At 61.2% G+C, this 21,255-nt stretch carries 24 protein-coding genes; 9 read left to right on the top strand and 15 right to left on the bottom strand.

Going from position 1 to position 21,255, the window contains the following annotated elements; all coding sequences use genetic code 11:
* Positions 1 to 89 precede the first annotated feature (89 nt).
* A complete protein-coding gene (locus K3752_RS01685; protein ID WP_170343368.1) occupies positions 90 to 431 on the top strand; it encodes a DOPA 4,5-dioxygenase family protein in 342 nt (113 codons plus the stop codon).
* Here K3752_RS01685 and K3752_RS01680 read toward each other — a convergent pair.
* Entirely contained in the window at positions 428 to 2,056 is a 1,629-nt protein-coding gene (locus K3752_RS01680; RefSeq protein ID WP_260064455.1) for an acyl-CoA synthetase, read from the bottom strand. The genes K3752_RS01685 and K3752_RS01680 overlap by 4 nt on opposite strands.
* Positions 2,057 to 2,278: 222 nt before the next feature.
* Here K3752_RS01680 and K3752_RS01675 point away from each other — a divergent pair, with 222 nt between their 5' ends.
* Positions 2,279 to 3,670, top strand: coding sequence for an aspartate aminotransferase family protein (locus K3752_RS01675; protein WP_170361432.1), 1,392 nt, complete (start codon positions 2,279 to 2,281; stop codon positions 3,668 to 3,670).
* A gap of 120 nt (positions 3,671 to 3,790) precedes the next feature.
* Here K3752_RS01675 and K3752_RS01670 read toward each other — a convergent pair whose 3' ends face one another.
* From K3752_RS01670 to K3752_RS01645, 6 genes are all read right to left on the bottom strand, one after another.
* The gene (locus tag K3752_RS01670; RefSeq protein ID WP_260064449.1) at positions 3,791 to 4,594 is read right to left on the bottom strand and encodes a methyltransferase domain-containing protein; all 804 of its coding nucleotides are present in this window, start codon (positions 4,592 to 4,594) and stop codon (positions 3,791 to 3,793) included.
* Positions 4,595 to 4,794: 200 nt separating this feature from the next.
* On the bottom strand, positions 4,795 to 5,436 hold the full coding sequence (locus K3752_RS01665; protein WP_170361428.1) for a hypothetical protein: 642 nt from the start codon (positions 5,434 to 5,436) through the stop codon (positions 4,795 to 4,797).
* Positions 5,437 to 5,680: 244 nt separating this feature from the next.
* Complete coding sequence (rplT, locus tag K3752_RS01660) at positions 5,681 to 6,046, bottom strand: 50S ribosomal protein L20 (protein WP_170344760.1); 366 nt, start codon at positions 6,044 to 6,046, stop codon at positions 5,681 to 5,683.
* Between the two features lie 14 nt (positions 6,047 to 6,060).
* Positions 6,061 to 6,261, bottom strand: coding sequence for a 50S ribosomal protein L35 (rpmI, locus tag K3752_RS01655; RefSeq protein ID WP_039523697.1), 201 nt, complete (start codon positions 6,259 to 6,261; stop codon positions 6,061 to 6,063).
* 181 nt (positions 6,262 to 6,442) lie between these two features.
* On the bottom strand, positions 6,443 to 7,996 hold the full coding sequence (locus tag K3752_RS01650; protein WP_260064446.1) for a sodium:alanine symporter family protein: 1,554 nt from the start codon (positions 7,994 to 7,996) through the stop codon (positions 6,443 to 6,445).
* Between the two features lie 14 nt (positions 7,997 to 8,010).
* On the bottom strand, positions 8,011 to 8,448 hold the full coding sequence (locus K3752_RS01645) for a universal stress protein (RefSeq protein ID WP_093965150.1): 438 nt from the start codon (positions 8,446 to 8,448) through the stop codon (positions 8,011 to 8,013).
* A gap of 189 nt (positions 8,449 to 8,637) precedes the next feature.
* Here K3752_RS01645 and K3752_RS01640 point away from each other — a divergent pair, with 189 nt between their 5' ends.
* The gene (locus K3752_RS01640; RefSeq protein ID WP_093965149.1) at positions 8,638 to 9,123 is read left to right on the top strand and encodes an Lrp/AsnC family transcriptional regulator; all 486 of its coding nucleotides are present in this window, start codon (positions 8,638 to 8,640) and stop codon (positions 9,121 to 9,123) included.
* 2 nt (positions 9,124 to 9,125) lie between these two features.
* Here the strand turns inward: K3752_RS01640 and pyk are convergent, their stop codons facing one another.
* A complete protein-coding gene (gene pyk / locus K3752_RS01635; RefSeq protein ID WP_170361425.1) occupies positions 9,126 to 10,571 on the bottom strand; it encodes a pyruvate kinase in 1,446 nt (481 codons plus the stop codon).
* 117 nt (positions 10,572 to 10,688) lie between these two features.
* Between pyk and K3752_RS01630 the strand changes: the two genes are divergently transcribed.
* The 3 genes from K3752_RS01630 (at position 10,689) to K3752_RS01620 (ending at position 12,140) form a co-directional block, all read left to right on the top strand.
* A complete protein-coding gene (locus K3752_RS01630) occupies positions 10,689 to 11,426 on the top strand; it encodes an N-formylglutamate amidohydrolase (RefSeq protein WP_170366179.1) in 738 nt (245 codons plus the stop codon).
* An 87-nt stretch (positions 11,427 to 11,513) separates the two neighbouring features.
* Complete coding sequence (locus K3752_RS01625) at positions 11,514 to 11,753, top strand: DUF6868 family protein (protein ID WP_260064432.1); 240 nt, start codon at positions 11,514 to 11,516, stop codon at positions 11,751 to 11,753.
* 72 nt (positions 11,754 to 11,825) lie between these two features.
* Entirely contained in the window at positions 11,826 to 12,140 is a 315-nt protein-coding gene (locus tag K3752_RS01620) for a DUF1244 domain-containing protein (RefSeq protein WP_149776299.1), read from the top strand.
* A gap of 42 nt (positions 12,141 to 12,182) precedes the next feature.
* On the opposite strand, the gene K3752_RS01615 is transcribed toward K3752_RS01620, so the two are convergent.
* From K3752_RS01615 to dgcN, 3 genes are all read right to left on the bottom strand, one after another.
* The gene (locus K3752_RS01615) at positions 12,183 to 13,043 is read right to left on the bottom strand and encodes a D-amino-acid transaminase (RefSeq protein WP_260064430.1); all 861 of its coding nucleotides are present in this window, start codon (positions 13,041 to 13,043) and stop codon (positions 12,183 to 12,185) included.
* 49 nt (positions 13,044 to 13,092) lie between these two features.
* Positions 13,093 to 14,058 carry an N-acetyl-D-Glu racemase DgcA gene (gene dgcA / locus K3752_RS01610; protein ID WP_260064425.1) on the bottom strand — a complete coding sequence of 322 codons (966 nt, stop codon included), beginning with the start codon at positions 14,056 to 14,058 and terminating at the stop codon, positions 13,093 to 13,095.
* Positions 14,059 to 14,130: 72 nt separating this feature from the next.
* Positions 14,131 to 15,132 (bottom strand): N-acetyltransferase DgcN, encoded by a 1,002-nt coding sequence (gene dgcN / locus K3752_RS01605; RefSeq protein ID WP_170453004.1) that lies wholly within the window; start codon positions 15,130 to 15,132, stop codon positions 14,131 to 14,133.
* A 293-nt stretch (positions 15,133 to 15,425) separates the two neighbouring features.
* On the opposite strand from dgcN, the gene K3752_RS01600 reads away from it, so the two are divergent.
* Entirely contained in the window at positions 15,426 to 16,388 is a 963-nt protein-coding gene (locus tag K3752_RS01600) for an L-malyl-CoA/beta-methylmalyl-CoA lyase (protein ID WP_260064423.1), read from the top strand.
* Between the two features lie 58 nt (positions 16,389 to 16,446).
* Here K3752_RS01600 and K3752_RS01595 read toward each other — a convergent pair whose 3' ends face one another.
* Positions 16,447 to 17,022 (bottom strand): PA14 domain-containing protein, encoded by a 576-nt coding sequence (locus K3752_RS01595; RefSeq protein ID WP_260064412.1) that lies wholly within the window; start codon positions 17,020 to 17,022, stop codon positions 16,447 to 16,449.
* A gap of 119 nt (positions 17,023 to 17,141) precedes the next feature.
* On the bottom strand, positions 17,142 to 17,594 hold the full coding sequence (locus tag K3752_RS01590) for an Lrp/AsnC family transcriptional regulator (RefSeq protein WP_260064403.1): 453 nt from the start codon (positions 17,592 to 17,594) through the stop codon (positions 17,142 to 17,144).
* A 72-nt stretch (positions 17,595 to 17,666) separates the two neighbouring features.
* On the opposite strand from K3752_RS01590, the gene K3752_RS01585 reads away from it, so the two are divergent.
* A complete protein-coding gene (locus tag K3752_RS01585) occupies positions 17,667 to 18,263 on the top strand; it encodes a LysE family translocator (protein WP_260064401.1) in 597 nt (198 codons plus the stop codon).
* Positions 18,264 to 18,384: 121 nt separating this feature from the next.
* Complete coding sequence (locus K3752_RS01580; protein WP_260064399.1) at positions 18,385 to 19,347, top strand: acetyl-CoA carboxylase carboxyltransferase subunit alpha; 963 nt, start codon at positions 18,385 to 18,387, stop codon at positions 19,345 to 19,347.
* A gap of 4 nt (positions 19,348 to 19,351) precedes the next feature.
* On the opposite strand, the gene K3752_RS01575 is transcribed toward K3752_RS01580, so the two are convergent.
* Both K3752_RS01575 and K3752_RS01570 read right to left on the bottom strand, forming a co-directional pair.
* On the bottom strand, positions 19,352 to 20,491 hold the full coding sequence (locus K3752_RS01575; protein ID WP_170361404.1) for a lytic murein transglycosylase: 1,140 nt from the start codon (positions 20,489 to 20,491) through the stop codon (positions 19,352 to 19,354).
* A gap of 112 nt (positions 20,492 to 20,603) precedes the next feature.
* A complete protein-coding gene (locus tag K3752_RS01570) occupies positions 20,604 to 21,251 on the bottom strand; it encodes a GntR family transcriptional regulator (RefSeq protein ID WP_093965127.1) in 648 nt (215 codons plus the stop codon).
* Positions 21,252 to 21,255 lie beyond the last annotated feature (4 nt).

Genomic DNA, 21,255 nt, shown 5'->3' with positions numbered 1-21,255 from the left:
CCGCGCACAGGGTCTGTGTGCCAATGCGTCTGTGCACCGGCGCCGATCGGGCCTAGCCTTGTGCCGGAAATCACCGCACGAGGCCCCCGATGCCACAGATCACCGGCTATCACGCCCATGTCTATTTCGACGCCGAAACGCAGGAGACCGCCCGCCGTGTCTGCGAAGAGGCTGCACGCCTGTTCCCCGTCGAGATGGGCCACATGCACAGCCGCAATGTCGGCCCCCACCCGCGCTGGAGTTGCCAGTTGAGTTTTGCCGCAGATGCCTTCGACAAGGTGATTCCATGGCTGATGCTCAACCGGCAGGGGCTGACCGTGTTCACCCATCCTGAAACCGGCCAGCACCTGCCCGACCACCGCGACCGGGCGATCTGGATGGGCGAGATGCTGGACTTGGACCTGTCGATCTTTGACCGGCTGGGCGCCTAGCCCAATGCCCGCGCCTGTTCCCTGAGCTTGAATTTCTGGATCTTGCCCGTCGATGTCTTGGGCAGCGGCCCGAACACCACCGTCTTGGGCGCCTTGAAGTGAGCCATGTGGTCGCGGCAGAACGCGATCAGATCGGACTTGGTCGCTTCGGCGCCCGGCTTCAGCTCGACAAAGGCGCAGGGCGTCTCGCCCCATTTCTCGTCCGGTTTGGCGACCACGGCGGCCTCCATCACGGCGGGGTGCTTGTAAAGGATATCCTCGACCTCGACCGACGAGATGTTCTCGCCCCCCGAGATGATGATGTCCTTTGACCGATCCTTCAGCGCGACATAGCCGTCGGGATGCATCACCCCCAGATCGCCCGAGGCGAACCAGCCGCCGCGGAACGCTTTCTGCGTGGCCTCGGGGTTCTTGAGATACCCTTTCATCACGATGTTGCCCTGCATGAAGATCTCGCCCATGGTCTCGCCATCGGCCGGCACCGGCTCGAGCGTTTCGGGATCAGCCACCATCAGCCCCGACAGGGCAACGTATTTCACCCCCTGCCGCACTTTGAGCGCGGCGCGCTCCTCGGCGGGCTTGTCGTTCCAATCCTCCTTCCAGGCGCACACGACCGACGGCCCGTAGGTCTCGGTCAGGCCATAGACATGGGTGACCTCGATCCCCATCCCCTCCATCGCGGCGATCACCGCGGCAGGCGGCGGGGCGCCTGCGGTCATCACCTTGATTTCATGGCCGAAATCCTTGAGGTGATCGGGTGCGTTGGCCAGCATGTTCAGAACGATGGGCGCGCCGCAGAAATGGGTCACGCGCTCGTCGCGGAAGGCGCGGTAGATTGGCTCGTCCCGCACCGCACGCAGGCATACGGACGTGCCCGCGTTCGCGGCCATGGTCCACGGAAAACACCAGCCATTGCAGTGGAACATCGGCAGCGTCCACAGATAGACCGAATGTTGCGGCATGCCCCAGGTCAGGATGTTCGAGGTGGCGTTCAGCGCCGCGCCACGGTGGTGATAGACGACACCCTTGGGGTTGCCCGTGGTGCCCGAGGTATAGTTCAGCGTGATCGCGTCCCATTCATCGGCAGGCAGAGACCAAGAAAATTCCGGGTCGCCCTCGGCCAGCAGGTCGTCATAGGTCAGCGCGCCCAGCTTCTCGCCACCGTCGAAACTCGGGTCCTCGATGTCGATCACCAGAATGTCGTGATCCACCTGCTCCAGCGCCTGATTCACCACGCCCGAGAATTCGGGATCGACCAGCAGCACCTTGGATTCGGCGTGGTTCAGGATGAAGGCGATGATCGGGGCATCGAGCCTTGTGTTGATGGTGTTCAACACCGCGCCGGCCATGGGTACGCCGAAATGCGCCTCGTACATTTCGGGGATGTTGGCGGCAATGATCGACACCGTATCGCCCTTGCCCACCCCACGCGCAGCCAACGCGCTGGCCAACCGGCGGCAGCGCGCATAGGTCTGCGCCCAGCTATAGCGTCGGTCGCCATAGACCACGGCCGGATAGTCCGGGTAAACGGCCGCCGTCCGCTCGATATAACTAAGCGGGGACAGGGCCGTGAAATTGGCCGGGCCTTTGTCCAGATCGCGCTGATAAATGCTGTGGGTCGCCATCCGCCTCTCCTCCCCAATTCGTCGGATTTTTCGTATTGAGCACAAAGGTTGCCGCAAAACAAACCCGTAAAAATACGCGAGGCGAATATACTGGAGCTACGCGATCGGGTAATCTGGCCCTACTGCGTACCGGGCTTTCGGGCTGATCTGCGGTATCTGGTTCATCCGCGCCCGCCGGGCATTGTGATTCCCGCGCGTCGCGTCTTACTGAAAGGACATGTCATGGACGGCACGTTCAACGAAAACGATCTTTCCCGCGTGGTCGAGGCCGACCGCGCCCATATCTGGCACCACTTGATCCAGCACAAGCCGTTTGAGACGAACGATCCGCGCATCATCGTCGAAGGCAAGGGCATGCGCGTCTGGGATCAAAAGGGCAAGGAACACCTGGATGCCGTCTCGGGCGGCGTATGGACGGTGAACGTGGGCTATGGCCGCGAATCCATCTGCAAGGCCGTCTACGACCAGCTGATGAAGCTGTGCTATTTTGCAAACTCGGCGGGCTCGATCCCCGGGGCGCTGTTTGCCGAAAAGCTGATCGAGAAGATGCCGGGCATGAGCCGGGTCTACTACACCAACTCGGGGAGCGAGGCGAACGAGAAAGCTTTCAAGATGGTCCGCCAGATCGCCCACAAGAAATACGGCGGCAAGAAGACCAAGATCCTGTATCGCGACCGCGATTATCACGGCTCGACCCTGGCGGCGATGTCGGCGGGCGGTCAGGATGAGCGCAACGCGCAATACGGCCCCTTTGCGCCGGATTTCGTGCGCGTTCCGCACTGCATGGAATACCGCAAGCACGAACTGGACGGCGCGCCCGACGAGAACTTTGGCGAATGGGCCGCCGATCAGATCGAAGCGGTGATCCTGCGCGAAGGTCCCGACACCGTAGGCGCGCTGTGCCTTGAGCCGGTGACCGCCGGCGGCGGCGTGATCGAAGCGCCCGAGGGCTATTGGCAGCGCGTGCAGGAGATCTGCAAGAAGTACGACATCCTGCTGCATATCGACGAGGTCGTCTGCGGCGTGGGTCGCACCGGCACCTGGTTCGGGTACCAGCAATACGGGGTGAAACCCGACTTCGTGACCATGGCCAAAGGCGTGGCCTCGGGCTATGCCGCGATTGCCTGCATGGTGACTACCGAGGAAGTCTTTGACATGTTCAAAGACGATGCCGCGGACCCGATGAACTATTTCCGCGACATCTCGACCTTTGGCGGCTGCACCGCCGGGCCGGCCGCGGCGATCGAGAATATGCGCATCATCGAAGACGAGAACCTGCTGGGCAATTGCGCAGCGATGGGGGATCGCATGATGGGCAACCTGCAGGCACTGATGGACAAGCACAAGGTCATCGGCGACGTGCGCGGCAAGGGCCTGTTCCTGGGTGCCGAACTGGTCGCGGATCGGGCGTCCAAAGAACCGGTGGATGAAAAGCTGGCCCAAGCGGTCGTGGCCGATTGCATGGCGCAAGGGGTAATCATCGGTGTCACCAACCGCTCGGTCCCCGGCCGCAACAACACGCTATGCTTCTCTCCGGCTTTGATCGCCACGGCGGACGACATCGACCAAATCACCGATGCGGTTGATGGCGCACTGGGGCGTGTGTTCGGGTAAACCCAGCGCGGGATAGAAGACCAAGTGAAGCCGGCGTTCTTCGCGCCGGTTTCTTTTTTTAGCTCCATTTGCTCAGGCAATAGCCTTTGTTTGAGTCAATCAGCGCATCCAGACCAAAGTCTAGGATTTGCGCCCGCTGATGACAAAATGAGTTAGCGAAAAGAAAAACCGGCCCCTCGCGGCCAAGGATCTCTGCTCATCCGCCCATTCCTTGGCTTCCTGATCCGGAACGAGCTTGTTGGACTCGGCAAACCTTTTCATCAGGGTGATCATCATATTGGCCAGCCCATCTGGCCGGAGTTCGTTATCGCAAATCGTGATCGGCGTGATGCTTTCCACAGTGAAACCCGCGTCTCTCAATATCGGTGGCAGTCGTGCGGGCACGTCTCTCCCGACAAAGTGCTCGTCCCAGGCTTTTATCATCTGATCCATTCTTGCCGGATCATCACTGTACCAAACCAGACTGTCGAAATGGATGTCGCCCACGACAAGCAGACCAGCCGTCCTGAGACAGCGATGGGCCTCCGCCACCGCGGCGGCAATGTCGTCTAAATACTCGTAAACCTGAACCGATACCGCCTTGTCGAGTGACGCATCCTCGACCGGAAGTTGGCCTGCCTCACCCTCCATGATCTGGACCCAGTCATATTCATGGCAGCGGTTTTTGGCGGAACTCCGCATCGCCTCACTTGGATCGATCCCCAAAACACGCCCGGTCGGACCAACCGCCCGCGCGAGCTCTGCTGTCAAAAGACCGTTGCCGCATCCAACGTCCGCAATGGTATCACCCGGGGCTGGTCGCAACGCGTCAAAAGACCCTCGCCGCCGCCGGGTGACATCGGCACCTTGATACACGCTATCGAGTAGACGCGTTGTTGCTACATCAAATTCAAGCATGGCACTCGCAAAACCAATGTTGGTCAATTCAGCACGTGCAAGCCTAGCGGTTTTTGGTCTAATTGTCTGCCTGCGCAAAAAAGCAGGCACTCAGGCATCAAAAAAAGCCGCCCCTTGTAGCGCGGCCTTTCTTTCACTGTTTACTGAATGAGGAGGCCAGAGGGGCAAGTACCCTAGAAACCACCCCACCAAGCAGCTCCAGTTCGTGCAACCTGCGTTTTTGTGCGTCAGTTCGCCCTTTTGATTTCGACTTCATCAAATTCGAAACGGCCAGTTCCAAAGGCTGCCAGGCCTATCCCCGCACGAGCGCCCTGGCTGGAGTTCGTGGACGTTCGCTTTGAGAACAGCGTTTGAACGACCTTGGTCCCGTTGGCAAAGAAAACCACATGCGCCCCACGGACCTGGAAGGTCAGCTTGTTCGGGGCGCCGACACGTATCGCGTCATGTCTGTCCGCGTGTACCAGCCGCAATTGGCGACCGTCCTTTTGCAGTACGTGATAGCGCCCTTTGTCGTCCACAGTGAACGCCACATACTTCCCGGACTTTCCGCTGCCAACCAGAATGCCCACACCGCTTTTGCCGCTGAACTCTCCGTCCACCACGGCAGAGATTACCATGTCCTGCGTGCTCTCCAACGAATCCGAGCCGGGAAACTTCACCCACGCCACATCGTTGAACTGAAGGCTACGCGCATCCTGTCTGTTCTCCATGACGAATTTTTCATCGGCCACATAAACAGCCCAGGGCGGCTTGGCCGATTGAAAGTCGATCTGCCCACCCAGCATGAGCGTCGTGTCGTCGCCATCAAAGGTTTCAACCAAAACGTCAGGAAGGTCAGGTTCGGTGATCGTGTCCTGTGATCTTGCCACTGTCGGGTGGCAAATCGCCACTGCCGTCAAGACAAGAAGGGCTTGTGTAAGTCTTTGGCAAATAGGCATTTCAGTATTCCGCATTCAATTCATCAGTGAAACTCAGTAGATGATTACATCAAATGCGTGTAGTGACCATGACGGAATCCCATACTTGGTTTATGCGAAATCCAATCTGGTCGATCCAAAGAAAAAAGCCGCCCCGAACGGGACGGCCTTTCTTTCACTGTCTCTCGAAAGAGGATCAGGCGGTCAGAGCGGCCTGTGCCTTGGCGACGATCGCGCCGAACGCTTCCGGTTCGTGCACGGCCAGATCGGCCAGGACTTTGCGGTCCACTTCGATACCGGCCAGGTTCAGGCCGTTGATGAAGCGGGAATAGGTCAGAGCTTCGTCATGCGAACGAACAGCGGCGTTGATGCGCTGGATCCACAGGGCGCGGAAGTTGCGCTTGCGGTTCTTGCGGTCGCGGGTTGCGTACTGGTTGGCCTTGTCGACGGCCTGACGGGCAACCTTGAAGGTGTTCTTGCGGCGGCCATAGTAACCTTTGGCGGCCTTGATGACCTTCTTGTGACGGGCGTGAGTTACGGTTCCACCTTTAACGCGGGACATATCGATATCTCCTCTTAGCGGTCGTAGGGCATGTAGCCCTTGACGATCTTGGCGTCGGGGGCGGACAGGGTGGTGGTGCCACGGGCGTCGCGGATGAACTTCTTGGTCCGCTTGATCATGCCGTGCCGCTTGCCGGCCTGAGCCGACATGACCTTACCGGTCGCGGTCACCTTGAAGCGCTTCTTGGCGCTCGATTTGGTCTTCATCTTGGGCATTTCCGTCTCCTTTCAGGGTTCGGTACGAAACGCGACTCGGCATGCCACATCGGCCGGTCGCGCGATCAGATGCGCCGTTTACGCAAGTTCGGTCATGCTGGCAAGGGGTTTTTGACCCGTTCGGGTGCTTTTTGCACCGGGGTCGGGAACCGGGGCAGCGGTGCCGCCCCGGTTGGTGTCATCAGTCGGCGAACTTTCGGATTTCGCCGCTTTTCAGTCGCGCGCTGTACGAGGCCAGTTCCTGACGCACCACTTTCATCAGGAAGTAGAGCGCAAAGACGTTGACCACGGCCATGGCAAAGATCGCCGCGTCCGAGAAGTCGATGACCGGACCCAGGTTGGCCGCAGCCCCGATCACCACGAAAACGCAGAAGATCAGCTTGAACGCCAGCTCCTTGGTGTGACCCTCGCCGAACAGGTAGGTCCAGGCCTTGAGGCCATAGTAGGACCAGCTGATCATCGTCGAGAAGGCGAACAGGATCACCGCGATGGCCAGGATGTAGGGGAACCAGCTGAAGGCGCTGCCGAAGGCGGCCGAAGTCAGGCTGACGCCCGAGTTGCCATCCACGGTTGCGATCGCCGTGCCGGCTTCGTTCAGCACGTACAGGCCGGTTGCCGGGTCGATCACCAGCTGCTGGGTGATGATGATCACCAGCGCGGTCATGGTGCAGATCACCACGGTGTCGATGAACGGCTCGAGCAGTGAAACAAAGCCTTCGGTGATCGGCTCTTTGGTACGGACAGCCGAGTGTGCAATGGCCGCCGAGCCAACGCCTGCCTCGTTCGAGAATGCGGCGCGCTTGAAGCCTTGGATCAGAGCACCGACCATGCCGCCCGCGACACCCAGACCGGTGAAGGCACCAGCGAAGATCTGACCGAAGGCCCAGCCGATCATGTCAGCGTTCATGATGATGATGACCAGAGCAGTGGCGACATACAGGATGCCCATGAACGGCACGACCTTCTCGGTCACGCGGGCGATCGACTTCAGGCCGCCCACGATGACCATGAACACCACGGCCGCGAAGACCAGGCCGGTGATCCAACCGGGATAGTCACCGACGATGCCCGCGATCTGCTGGTGCGCCTGGTTGGCTTGGAACATGTTGCCCCCGCCCAGCGCGCCAAGGATACAGAAGATCGAGAACAAGACCGCCAGGATCTTGCCGCCGGGCAGACCCAGCTCGGCAAAGCCCTTGGACATGTAGTACATCGGGCCGCCCGAAACGGTGCCGTCTTCGTACTCGTTGCGGTACTTCACACCCAGCGTACATTCGGTGAATTTCGAAGCCATGCCCAGAAGGCCGGCGAGGACCATCCAGAAGGTCGCACCGGGGCCGCCGATGCCGACTGCTACGGCGACGCCCGCGATGTTGCCCAGGCCGACCGTACCGGACAGGGCCGTTGCCAGCGCCTGGAAGTGACTGACCTCGCCCGCATCGTTGGGGTCGGAATAGTCACCTTTGACCAAGCTGATCGCATGACTGAAGAACCGCATCTGCACAAAGGCGAAATACAGCGTGAACACCGTCGCGGCCACGACCAGCCACATCACGATCCAGGGAAAGCTCGTCCCCGGAAAAGGTGCGAAGATAAAGCTGACGAAGGGGCCCGTCAGATTCGCGAAGGTCTGGTTGATCTTTTCATCCAGACCGGGGGCCTCCTGCGCAAATGCGGGGTTGGCCAGCAGGGCCGCGGCCGCACCGGACAGGCCCAGGGTTTTGATCGATTTCATGTCTGCTCCTCCCGTCAGTTCACGACTGTGACCGGAACGTCGGCATGCATGACCAAATTCTGGGTCGAACTGCCGAAGATTCGCTTTTTGATGCCGTCAGCCGAGGATCGTCCCACGACGATCTGCGATCCGCCGTTTTCGACCGTGATCGCGTTCAGCGTTTCGGCCACATCGCCATGGCGGACAATACCGCGGGCGCTGAAGCCTGCGGCCTTCAGGGCCTCGACGGCGGGTTCCACCACGCGGCTGGTGGCAAGCGCGATCTCCTCTTCGCGCCGCTTGTGCCGCAAGGCGTTTTCCTCGGGAGTTTGGAAAGTATAGGGCGACCATTCGATGACATAGGCAACCAGCAGTTCACACGATCCAATCCGACTTGCCAGATCCTTGGCAAAGCCGACCGCGCGATCCCCGGTCTCTGTCCCGTCCAGTCCTATGACAATTTTCGTTGTCATCTCGTTCCTCCGTTTTTGTTGATTTGGCCGGGGCCCGTGCCCCCGGCAGGGCAGCCGGAACCTGGAACTCGTTTTACAAGACTGCCCTTCGGTCAAGTATCAGGAAAAATCACTAGGAAAAGGAGATTTTTTCGGTCTATTTTCAGGAAAATATGCCGCCAGACCTCAAAAACGCAGGGAAATTGCCTGATGGACAGGGATTTGGATAAGATCGATCAACGGATATTGGCCGAGCTTGAGGCCAATGGACGCCTGCCAATAGTCGAACTGGCGGCCCGAGTAAACCTGACCAACACGCCGTGTTCCGAGCGGGTGAAACGGCTGGAAAAGAGCGGGTACATCACCGGCTACAGCGCGGTGATCGACAAAGAGAGGCTGGGGCTGGGGCACTTGACGGTGGTGCAGGTTTCGCTGACGGCCACAGCCGAACACTCGCTGGATCGTTTCAACGAGGCCGTGCGACGGGTACCTGAAATCGAAACCTGCCTGATGGTCGCCGGATCATTCGACTACATGCTGACCGTGCGGACACGCGACATCGCGCATTTCCGAACGGTTTTGGGCGACAAGATCAACAAGCTTCCGGGGATACACCAGACAAGCTCTTTCACGGTGATGGAAACCGTAAAAGAACCTGTCGGCGCCAAAGCAAGACCCGGCGGACCGGGTGGCTGATCCTATTCGGGATCCGTCGAGTAGATCAGACGCTCGTCGCAGGGGGCGACGCGCAGGATGTTTGTCGAGCCTGGCACGTTGAACGGAACACCGGCGGTCACCACGATCTGATCCGAGGCGCCGGCAAATCCGCTGGCACGCGCGGCGCGCGCCGCATTGACCACGGCGCTTTTGAACCGCTCGAGCTCGGGCGTCATCACGCAGTGACAGCCCCAGCTGAGGCACAGACGCCGCGCGGTTCCCCGCAGCGACGTCATGGCGATGATCGGGACACCGGGACGCTCGCGGGCGGTGAGCAGCGCGGTGGTGCCGCTTTGGGTAAAGCAGCAGATCGCCTTGATGTCGGTCTTTTCGGCAATTTCACGGGCCGCGGCCACGATGCCGTCGGCAACAGTCGTTCCCTTGGTCTGGCGCGAGGCGTCGATGATCTGTTTGTATGTTGGGTCGGCTTCAACCTCGATCGCGACCTTGTTCATGGTCTGAACGGCCTCGATCGGATACGAGCCCGCGGCCGACTCGGCGCTCAGCATGATGGCGTCGGTTCCCTCATAGATGGCGGTGGCGACGTCCGACACCTCGGCGCGGGTGGGCATCGGGCTTTCGATCATGCTTTCCAGCATCTGGGTGGCAACGATCACCGGCTTGGCGGCGGCGCGGCACTTGCGGACCAGTCGCTTTTGAATCGGAGGCACGGCCGAGACCGGGAGTTCGACCCCCAGATCGCCACGGGCGACCATGATGCCGTCCGATGCGTCGAGAATTTCGTCGAACGCCTCGACCGCGGCGGGTTTTTCAATCTTGGACAGGATGGCGGCACGGCCATCGGCCAGGGCGCGCGCTTCGTAGACGTCCTTGGCACGCTGCACGAAGCTCAGCGCAAGCCAGTCGACACCCAGCTGGCAAACGAACTCCAGATCGTCCCGGTCCTTTTCGGACAGGGCTGCCAGCGGCAGCACCACGTCCGGCACGTTCACACCCTTGCGGTTCGAGATGGTTCCGCCGATTTCAACTTTGCAATCCGCGAAATCGGGGCCGCATTTCTCAACCACAAGCCGGATCTTGCCGTCGTTGACCAGCAGATGCGCCCCCGCTTCCAACGCCTGAAAAATCTCGGGATGCGGCAGGCAGACCCGGCTGACATCGCCCGGAGTTTCGTCCAGATCCAGACGGAACGCGGCACCTTCGACCAACTCTTCTGCATCATTCGCAAACACACCGACCCGCAGTTTCGGGCCCTGAAGGTCAGCCAGAATGGCGATCGGACTGTCGAGATCCTTTTCGATCTGACGAATGATCCGGTGGCGTTCACGGATTTCGTCGTGGCTGCCATGGCTCATGTTCAGGCGGAAAACATCGGCGCCGGCCTCGTGCAGAGCACGGATCATATCATAGTCGTTGGACGCCGGGCCCAGCGTCGCCACGATTTTCACATTTCTCAGGCGTCGCATCGATCTTGCTCTCCTTGATGGTCGAATGTTACCGCAAACAATGGTCGGTTTGCTTATTGCGCAATTCCCTTTCCGAGGCAACTGTCCTACACCTGCGGCAAACTAGATGACAGGCTCATGACATACACTCCGTTTTACGTGCACGGGGCGGATCGCCCGTCCCGCTGGCTGATCACGTGCGACCATGCCACCAACACCGTCCCGCCGCAGATCAACGGCGGCGATCTGGGCCTCCCGCGTGAAGACATGGAGCGCCACATCGCCTATGACGTAGGCGCCTACGAGGTGTCGAAACATCTGGGCGAGATCCTGAACGCGCCGGTGATCGCGGCCAATTTCTCGCGGCTGGTGATCGACCCTAACCGGGGCGAGGACGACCCGACGCTGCTGATGAAACTGTATGACGGGTCGATCATTCCAGCCAACCGTCACGCCGACGCCGCCGAACGCGAACGGCGCCTGAACCTGTGCTATCGCCCCTATCACGAGGCGCTGGCCAAGATGGCCGCGCTGCCCCACGCTGTTATCGTTTCGATGCATTCCTTCACGCGCCAGTTGCGGGGCCGCCCGCCGCGCCCCTGGCATGTCGGTATCTTGCACACCGCAGACGAGCGGTTCTCGGCCCCGCTGATCGACCGGCTTCGGGCCGAGGAGGATCTGTGCGTCGGCGTCAACGAACCCTACACCGGCGTGTTGCCGGGGGATGCGATCGACCGGCACGCCACCGCTTTTGGCCGCCCCAACGCACTGATCGAGCTGCGCAACGACCTGATCGCCGATCATGCCGGGCAACGCGCCTGGGCCGAGCGCCTGGCGCCGATCCTGCAGGATGCGCTTGCCGCAAGCGGGCTGTAACGCTGGAAATATCCGCGACCAAACGACGCCCGTGCTCTTGCGCGGCGCGCGGGCGGCCCCCATTCTCTGGGATGAAAGGAGGCCGTCATGACACCTGAAACCCTGACAGCCTTTTTCGGCTGGATGACCGTTGTGAACTTTGCGGTCCTGCTGCTGTCGACCCTGATGGTGGTGGCCCTGCAGGACCGCATCGCCGCCATTCACGGCCGCATGTTCCAGATGGAAAAGGCCGAGGTCAGAAAGGCCTATTTCAAGTATCTTGCCAACTACAAGATCCTGACCCTGATCTTCTGCCTGATGCCTTGGATTGCCCTCAAGCTGGTCTGAACCGGCGCGCGTTGTGCAATGGCCTCGGGCTTGCTAGGTCTGGATCAAATCCCTTCAAACCGGAGCCCGACCATGGACCCCCAGACCGAGATCGAACTTCAGGCCGCCGCTTTCCGCCGTCTGCAGAAACACCTGATGCAGGACCGCACCGACGTTCAGAACATTGACATGATGAACTTGGCCGGGTTCTGCCGAAACTGCCTGGCACGGTGGTATCAAGAGGCGGCCAATGAAAAAGGCATTGAAATGGGCAAGGACGAAGCCCGCGAAATTTTCTATGGCATGACCATGGATGAGTGGAAGTCCAAATACCAGACCGAGGCCAGCCCCGAAAAACAGGCCGCCTTCAAGGTCGCGTTCGAAGAGAACGTGGGCAAAAAAGACTGACACCATAACGAAAAGGCCCGCCAGATCGGCGGGCCTTTGCATTCAAATCGCTGCCTTCAGGCTTTCGTCCAGATAGATCTCGCGCAGACGCGTGGCGATCGGGCCCGGCGTGCCGTCGCCCAGCGCTACGCCGTCGATCTCGACCACCGGCATCACGAAAGCGCTGGCCGAGGTGGTGAAGGCCTCGTCGGCCTCTTTTGCTTCGTCGATCGTGAACAGGCGCTCCTCGACTTCCATCTGCGCCTCGGTCGCCATGCGCAGCACGGCCTTGCGGGTGATCCCGTGCAGAATGTCGTTTGACAGCGGGCGGGTAACGATCTTGCCGTTCTTGACGATATAGGCGTTGTTGCTGGTGCCCTCGGTCACGTACCCGTCTTCGATCATCCAGGCATCATCGCACCCTGCGGCCTTGGCCATCATCTTGCCCATAGACGGGTACAACAGTTGCACCGTCTTGATGTCGCGGCGGCCCCAGCGGATATCCTCGATCGAGATGATCTTGGCCCCTTTCTTCGCCGCCGGGTTATCCGCCAGCCCGGGCTTGTTCTGGGTGAACAGAACCAGCGTCGGTTTGGTGTCAGCCGAGGGGAAGACGAAATCGCGGTCGCCGTCGCTGCCGCGGGTGACCTGCAGATAGACCAGCCCCTCAGTGATGCTGTTCAGCTCGACCAGCTTGCGGTGGATTTCGAGCAGCTCGTCCTTACTGCAGGGCTCGGCCATCTGCAATTCGTCCAGCGACCGCTTCAGGCGCACCGCGTGCCCTTCGAAGTCGATCAGCTTGCCGTCCAGCACGCTGGTCACCTCATAGACGGCATCCGCCATCAGAAAGCCTCGGTCGAAGATCGAGACCTTGGCTTCGGTCTCGGGCAGGTATTCGCCGTTCACGTAAACGGTGCGGGTCATGTCATATCCTTCTCGTCCTTGGGCTGCGCCCATTCCTCGCCTCAGCGCGTCACCCCCAGAGCGCCGCCTGCGGCGGGTGTACTCCGGCCGCGTCGAAAACCAGCGGGGTGTCGCGGTCTTCGGCCAACAGAAGCGGGCCGTCAAGGTCCGTCACCAGCGCGCCCTGCGCCACCAGTGTCGCAGGCGCCATCGCCAAAGAGCTGCCGACCATGCAACCCACCATGATGCCATAGCCCTCGGCCTGCGCCCCGCGGCGCAGTTCCAGCGCCTCGGTCAGACCGCCGGTCTTGTCCAGCTTGATGTTGATCACGTCATATTTGCCCTTCAATCCGGGCAGGCTGGCGCGATCGTGGCAGCTCTCGTCGGCGCAGACCGGCACCGGGCGATCGAGTCCGATCAGCGCCTCGTCATCGCCGGCGGGCAGCGGTTGTTCGACCAACGCGACGCCCAACCGCACCAGATGCGGCGCCAGATCGGCATAGACCTCGGCCGACCAGCCCTCGTTGGCATCCACGATGATCTTTGCATCCGGTGCCCCGGCTCGCACAGCCTCGAGCCGCGGCATGTCGTCGGGCGTGCCCAGCTTGATCTTCAACAGCGGACGATGCGCGTTCTTCGCCGCCTGCACCCGCATGGCGTCGGGCGTATCCAGCGACAAGGTATAGGCCGTGATCTCGGGCTTGGGCGCGGGCAGGCCGGCCAGTTCCCAGGCGCGCTTGCCCGCCCGCTTGGCCTCAAGGTCCCACAGGGCGCAATCCACCGCATTGCGCGCGGCCCCGGCGGGCAGCAGATCCATCAGCGACTGGCGCGTGAACGTGTTGGGCAAACCGCGGATCTCGGCCTCGACCGAGTCCAGCGTTTCGTCATACCGGGCATAAGGCACACATTCGCCCCAGCCCTGATGCGCCCCATCCGTCAGGCGCACCGTCAATACCTTTGCCTCGGTCCGCGACCCGCGCGAGATGGTGAACACCTGCGCCAGCCGGAACACATCACGAGAGACGTCGATCTGCACGCGCGCCCTCCTTTGTCTTTGCAGTTTCCAGCGCCGGTGGCAGGTTTCCCCGCCATCGGCGCCTCGGTTGGATCACATCGCGGCCAGCGCGTCCACCAGCTTGCCCGCGCCGAACCGGTACGGATCGGTCGCCGGCAGGCCCATCTCGGCCTCGACCTTGGCGATGTAGGCTTTCGCGTCCTCCTCGCTCAAGTGCTGGGTGTTGATCGACACACCCGCGACCTGGCAGGCGGGGTTCGCCACGCGCGCCAAAGGCAGGGCCGTGTCGCGCAACTGCTCCAGCGTCGGCAGAGAATATTCCGGCAGACCGCGCATGTGGGTGCGGGTCGGCTCGTGGCACAGGACCAGAGCATCCGGCTGACCGCCATGAATCAGCGCCATGGTCACGCCGGAATACGAGACGTGGAACAGCGAGCCCTGCCCCTCGATGTGGTCCCAGTGATCGGGATCGTTCTCGGGCGTCAGGTATTCGACGGAACCGGCCATGAAATCGGCCACCACGGCATCAAGCGGAACGCCCTGCCCGGTGATCAGAATGCCGGTCTGACCGGTGGCGCGGAAGGTCGATTTCATGCCGCGCTTGCGCATCTCGGCATCCATCGACATGGCCGTGTACATCTTGCCCGCCGAACAATCGGTGCCCACCGCCAGACAGCGCTTGCCGCTGCGCTTGCGGCCGTTGGCGATCGGATAGCCCACCGTGGGCACGCGAACGTCATGCAGCGTGCAGCCATGGGTCTGGGCGGCGGCGACCAGATCGCCTTCGTCGCGCAGCAGGTTGTGCAGGCCCGAGGCCAGGTCATAGCCCATTTCCAGCGCGGCGATCAGGACCTCTTTCCAAGCCTGGCTGATGACGCCACCGCGGTTCGCGACACCGATGACCAGCGTCTTGGCGCCGGCGGCCTTGCCTTCGGCCAGGGTCATGTCGGTCAGGCCCAGATCGGCCTTGCAGCCCTCCATCCGCAGCTGACCCACGGCGTTTTCCGGGCGCCAGTCCCGAATGCCGATCGCGACCTTGGCGGCCAGTTGGTCGGGGGCATCACCCAAAAACAGCAGATACGGTGTCTCGATCATCGCGCGCTCTCCTTTTCTTCCGCCCCAACCTATTGAAGGCCGTCAACGAGCGTTTCTCGTTTTCCTCCGACCTCCCGCACCTCGGCCGGAGAATTTTGCAAGATTTCCCCGAACGGCGCAAAAAGCTTCGAAATTTTCAAAACGATGAAACTTTGACCGCCGCATTCCGGGGGTTGCGCACAGCTTTCTGCAACAGCATTGCCGCAGTTGCACAATCAGGCTTGCGCAGGGTCGCGCAATTTAATACCCAATTGCCAACTGAAATCGCAATTTCATTACCCAACGAGGTGCCGATGAGCTTTCGTATCCAACCCGCCGCCCCGGCGCGACCAAACCGCTGTCAGCTGTTCGGCCCCGGTTCCAACACCAAGCTGTTCCCCAAGATGGCCGCCTCGGCCGCGGACGTGATCAACCTCGACCTCGAAGATTCGGTGGCCCCGTCCGACAAGGACACCGCCCGCGCCAATGTGATCGAGGCGCTGAACACCGTGGACTGGGGAAACAAGTACATGTCGGTGCGCATCAACGGGCTGGATACGCCCTATTGGTACCGCGATGTCGTTGACCTGCTGGAACAGGCCAGCGACCGGCTGGATCAGATCATGATCCCCAAGGTGGGCTGCGCCGAGGATGTCTATGCGGTTGACGCCTTGGTCACTGCGATCGAACGCGCGAAGGGCCGCACCAAGCCCATCAGCTTTGAAGTCATCATCGAATCCGCCGCCGGTATCGCCCATGTCGAGGAAATCGCGGCCTCCTCCCCACGCCTGCAGGCCATGAGCCTGGGCGCGGCCGATTTCGCCGCCTCGATGGGGATGCAGACCACGGGAATCGGCGGCACGCAGGAAAACTACTACATGCTGCGCGAGGGCCAGAAATACTGGTCGGACCCGTGGCACTGGGCACAGGCTGCCATCGTGGCCGCCTGCCGCACCCATGGGGTGCTGCCGGTCGACGGGCCGTTCGGCGACTTCTCGGACGACGAAGGCTATATCGCGCAGGCGCGCCGCTCGGCGACGCTGGGCATGGTCGGCAAATGGGCGATCCACCCCAGGCAGATCGCGCTGGCCAATCAGGTCTTCACCCCGTCGGGCGAGGCGGTGGCCGAAGCGCGCGAAATCCTTGCCGCGATGGAGCAAGCCAAGGCCAATGGCGAAGGCGCCACCGTCTACAAGGGGCGGTTGGTCGACATCGCCTCGATCAAGCAGGCCGAGGTGATCGTGGCGCAGGCCGAACTGATCGCCGCGAACGGCTGATGGGGAATTATGAGAAAAGGCGCTCGTTTTGTGCGCCTTTTCCTGACTTCGGTTGGCCTCAGCGGCCGAACACGTTGTTTGGTGTCCAAGTAAACTTTTCACCCTGCTTGCCGGATTTCATCATCAGGCAAGACGTTCCCAGCTTCTGGAAATAGATGATCTTCAGAGGGTACCAGCCCGCCTTTGGAACTTCGACCTCGGTGCGCTGGTTGGCTTCACACCCCTGGATCCCGGTGACACGGCCGATCTGCTGGCCACCGACATAGGCCTCGAGCCCGTCATTGGACCATGTTTCAAGCTCGTAAATGCCCGGAGAATCAAAGCGCATGTACCCGGTGATTTCAGCGGCAACATTGTAGGGGTCCGTGAATGTCAAAACCGGCTCGCCCTTGTTGGTGTCGGCGTAGTCCAGCCCGCGCAGTGGCTTGCCCGGCTTGGCCTTGGACAACACGCTTTTGGCCTGGCTCAGATCGCGGATCTTTCTCTGAGTACCCTGCCCCACATATTTCACGTTCAACCCCGCCTTGGGATTGGGCTGCGGGTTGGCGGGCTGCAATTTCAAAGGCGCGGCAAATGCGGCACCGGCGACCATCGCCACCACGGCCGCCAATACGCCTGTCCGAACAAAACTCATGATCGTGTCTCCCTGACATCGCGCCCTGTTCGATCTGATGCCGAATTTCTGGCGCTTTCAGGCCGACGATATTCCGGGACACAGATGCCTGCAAGGTCCTAGCGACAGTGGGCTCAAGCTCAGGACCTCAGGTCTTTCGGGGATCCCATGACCACGTAGGACGTGATCGAGGTGACATGGGGCAACGTGCCCAATACGTCGGTATGGAAGGTCTTGTAGGTCGACAGGTCAGCGCACTCCACCCGCAGCAAGTATTCGATCGTACCGGTGATGTTGTGGCATTCGACCACTTCGGGCGCCAATTGCACCGCTTTTTCAAAACCTTCCTGAGCGGCCTTTGTATGCTCACCCAGTCCGACGCCGATATAGGCGACAAAACCGACGCCCATCGCCGCAGGGTTCAAAACGGCGCGATACCCGCTGATGACGCCGGACCGCTCAAGCTCTTGCACCCGGCGTAGACAGGCTGACGGCGAAAGCCCTACGCGGTCCGCCAGTTCAAGGTTGCTGATCCGGCCATTTCGGGCCAGCTCTTGCAATATTTGCTGATTCTTTAGGTCAATATTCGCCATTTGTTGCAAGCTTTATGTAATCGAGAACGAAATCGCAATTTCATTTGACCAAACCTGGGCGATCTTTGCGCCATGACTTACGACATCCTACTTGCGCTGGTCGCGTTTGCCTTTGTCTCGTCCATCACACCAGGGCCGAACAATCTGATGTTGATGGCCTCAGGGGCGAACTTCGGGTTCCGGCGGACAATCCCCCATATGCTGGGTATCGGCCTGGGTTTCATGCTGATGGTTTTGTTGGTCGGCGCAGGATTGGTGCAGGTGTTCGAAGCCTACCCCATCAGCCACGTGATCCTCAAAATCGCGTCGGTGGCCTATCTGCTATTCCTCGCGTGGCGAATTGCCAATGCGGCTCCTGCCAAGGGCCCGAGGCACGTCGGACGGCCCATGACGTTTCTGCAGGCGGCAGCGTTTCAATGGGTGAACCCCAAAGCCTGGGCCATGGCGCTGACGGCGACGACCGCCTATGCCCCGGGCCAGACCCTGCAAGCCATTGCGCTGGTTGCCATTGTATTCGGCTGCGTGAATCTGCCATCTGTCAGCACCTGGACGGTTCTGGGCCAGCAGATGGCGCGCGTGCTGACCAACCGACGACGGCTGACCGTGTTCAACTGGTCGATGGCGGTTCTTCTGGTGATTTCCTTGTACCCGGTGCTGTGGCCAGACTGAGGTCGCCTGACCGCGTACCTTTTCGCCACGCGCGAGGAAACGTACCCCGACATGCGGTGCCGAGTTGCATCCGGGGCGACCTCGGGTCATATAGCGGAGAACTTTCGCGTTGAGAGGCGTCATGACCCAGTATCTGGATTTCGAAAAACCGCTGGCCGAGATTGAAGGCAAAGCCGAAGAGCTGCGCGCCCTGGCCCGCGCCAACGAAGAGATGGACGTAGCGGACGAAGCCGCCGCGCTGGACGCCAAGGCGGCCAAGCTGCTGGACGAGTTGTACAAGGACCTTACGCCCTGGCGAAAATGCCAGGTAGCCCGCCATCCCCAACGTCCGCACTGCAAGGATTATGTCGAGGCCCTGTTCACCGAATTCACCCCGCTGGCTGGCGACCGAAATTTTGCCGACGATCTGGCGGTCATCGGCGGCCTGGCACGGTTCAATGATCAGCCGGTGATGGTGATCGGCCATGAAAAAGGCTCGGACACCAAATCGCGGATCGAGCGCAACTTCGGCATGGCCCGCCCCGAAGGCTATCGCAAAGCCGTGCGCCTTATGGAAATGGCTGGTCGGTTTGGTCTGCCGGTGATCACCTTGGTGGATACTGCCGGCGCGTATCCGGGCAAGGGCGCCGAAGAACGCGGGCAATCCGAAGCGATCGCCCGTTCAACCGAGATGTGTCTGAAAATCGGTGTGCCGCTGGTGTCTGTCATCATCGGCGAAGGCGGCTCGGGCGGCGCGGTGGCTTTTGCCACGGCCAACCGGGTAGCGATGCTGGAGCACTCGATCTACTCTGTTATTTCGCCCGAGGGCTGCGCGTCGATCCTGTGGAAAGATGCCGAAAAAATGCGCGAGGCCGCCGAGGCGCTGCGCCTGACCGCGCAGGACCTTCAAAAGTTGGGCGTCTGCGACCTGATCATCCCCGAACCCAAAGGTGGCGCGCATCGCGACCGCCCTGCCACGATCGAATCCGTGGGCAAGGCGATCGCCAAGATGCTGAAGGATCTGAACGGCAGGGATGCCACCGCGCTGATCAAGGACCGGCGTCAGAAGTTCCTGGACCTCGGATCCAAAGGACTGGCGGCCTGATCCGTCAACCACCCAATGAGCGCAACAAACTGACCGAGGGCACGCCCGTAACAGGCAGGCCCTTGGCTTGCTGATACGCGGTGATGGCCGCGGTGGTGTTCTTGCCGATCACCCCATCAGCGCCTTGCGTATCATACCCGGCAGCCGTCAGACGCCGCTGCAACTCTTTGCGATCTTCCAGCGTCAGGCCGGTTTCGTCGGGCCCGAATGACGCCTGAAAGGGTGCGCCACCGGCGATCCGATCGGACAGGTGCCCGACCCCGATCGCGTAGCTGTCCGAGTTGTTGTAGCGTTTGATCACCTGGAAATTGCGGAACACCGCTATGCGCGGCCCGGGTTTCTGCGGCTGCAGAATTGCTACCGGTGTGCCCGAATTTGCCGCTGCAGATCCGACCTCACCCCCCCAGGGCTGGCCCCGCACCCAACCCGCTCGCGACAGGTAGGCGGCTGTCGAAGCCAACGAGTCTGTCGGATCGTCGGACCAGATGTCGCGTCGGCCGTCTCCGGTGAAATCCACGGCGTAGGCCAGATACGAGGTCGGGATGAATTGCGTATGCCCCATGGCACCGGCCCAGCTGCCGGTCATGTTCGCCGGCGACGTGTCACCGTTCTGAAGGATCTTCAACGCCGCAATCAACTGGCTTTCAAAGAACGCCCCGCGACGCCCGTCATAGGCCAGCGTGGAAAGGGCCGAAATCACGGGCACATCGCCCCGCCGCTGCCCATAGCGGCTTTCCAGCCCCCAGACCGCCACCACGACCTCTTTGTCCACGCCATAGCGCGACTCGATCTGCGTGAGGGTCGCGTTGTGACGTTGCAGCATCTGCTTGCCGGTACTGATCCGCTCGTCTGACGCGGCGATGGCCAGATAGTCTTCGAGCGAGCGCTTGAACTCGACCTGGTTGCGGTCGCGTTCGATCACATCTGGCAGGTAACCGGCCCCCTGAAACGCCCGGTCGATCGTCGCTTGCGAAATACCCTGCCCTGCCGCGCGCGCCTTGAAACTTGCAACCCAAGAATCCCAGCCGGCATTGGGTACTGCCCGCATTCGCGACGCGGTTGTTCCGGTTGGCGCGGACCCGCCCGCGCAGGCGCTCAGAAAACCTGCACCGAGGCCCAGTGAGAATGTCCGTCGATTGATCATGGCTGAAATCTGCTCTTGTTTGTTGTTGGCAGCAGCGTAGCGCAGCAAATGCCTTGAGGCCAGCTTCGCAACCGCCGCCCGTTTGGATTTCACACTTTGAGCAAAGGCCCGCTCAGCTGACCAGCAGGCGCAGACCCTGGGTCACATCCGATCGCACCGCCAACCGCAAACCCGGTTCGTCCCCCGCCTTCAGAGCGGCGATGATCAGCTTGTGGTAATGCGGCGGCTCGGTCCGTCGCAGGCGGCCATAAAGAGCACGCATGGTCGGACCAAGCTGCAGCCAGACGGTTTCGGCCATCGCAAGCATGGCCGGAGCCTGCGCCCGCAGATAAAGCGTGCGGTGAAACTCGAGGTTCGTGCGGATGTAGCCGACCGCATCGCGCTTGGTCACCATTTCGGCCACGGTCATGTTGATGCTCTGCAACCGGTCGATCAGAGCCATATGCGCCCGAGGCAGCGCACGGCTGGCCAGCTCGACCTCGAGCAGGGCCCGCAGCGCGGCCAATTCTTCAATCCGGTCGTTGCTGAGTTCGGGCGTGGAAACCCGACCCGAGTTGGACAGAAACAGCGCCCCTTCGGCGGCCAGACGGCGAACGGCTTCGCGCGCCGGCGTCATGGACACACCGAACTCCTTGCCGATGCCGCGCAACGTCAGCGCCTGACCGGGTGGAATTTCCCCATGCATGATTCGAGACCGCAGGGCGCGGTATACCTGATCATGGGTCGCGATCTGGGAGTCGGAGCTGCGGGTGGTCAACATGCCC

Origin of the sequence: Ruegeria sp. B32 (genome assembly GCF_025141855.1) — a bacterium.
In the GTDB taxonomy this organism is placed as follows: domain Bacteria; phylum Pseudomonadota; class Alphaproteobacteria; order Rhodobacterales; family Rhodobacteraceae; genus Ruegeria; species Ruegeria arenilitoris.
Note: the sequence above shows the minus strand (reverse complement) of the source record. Positions and strands in the feature narration are given on the sequence as shown.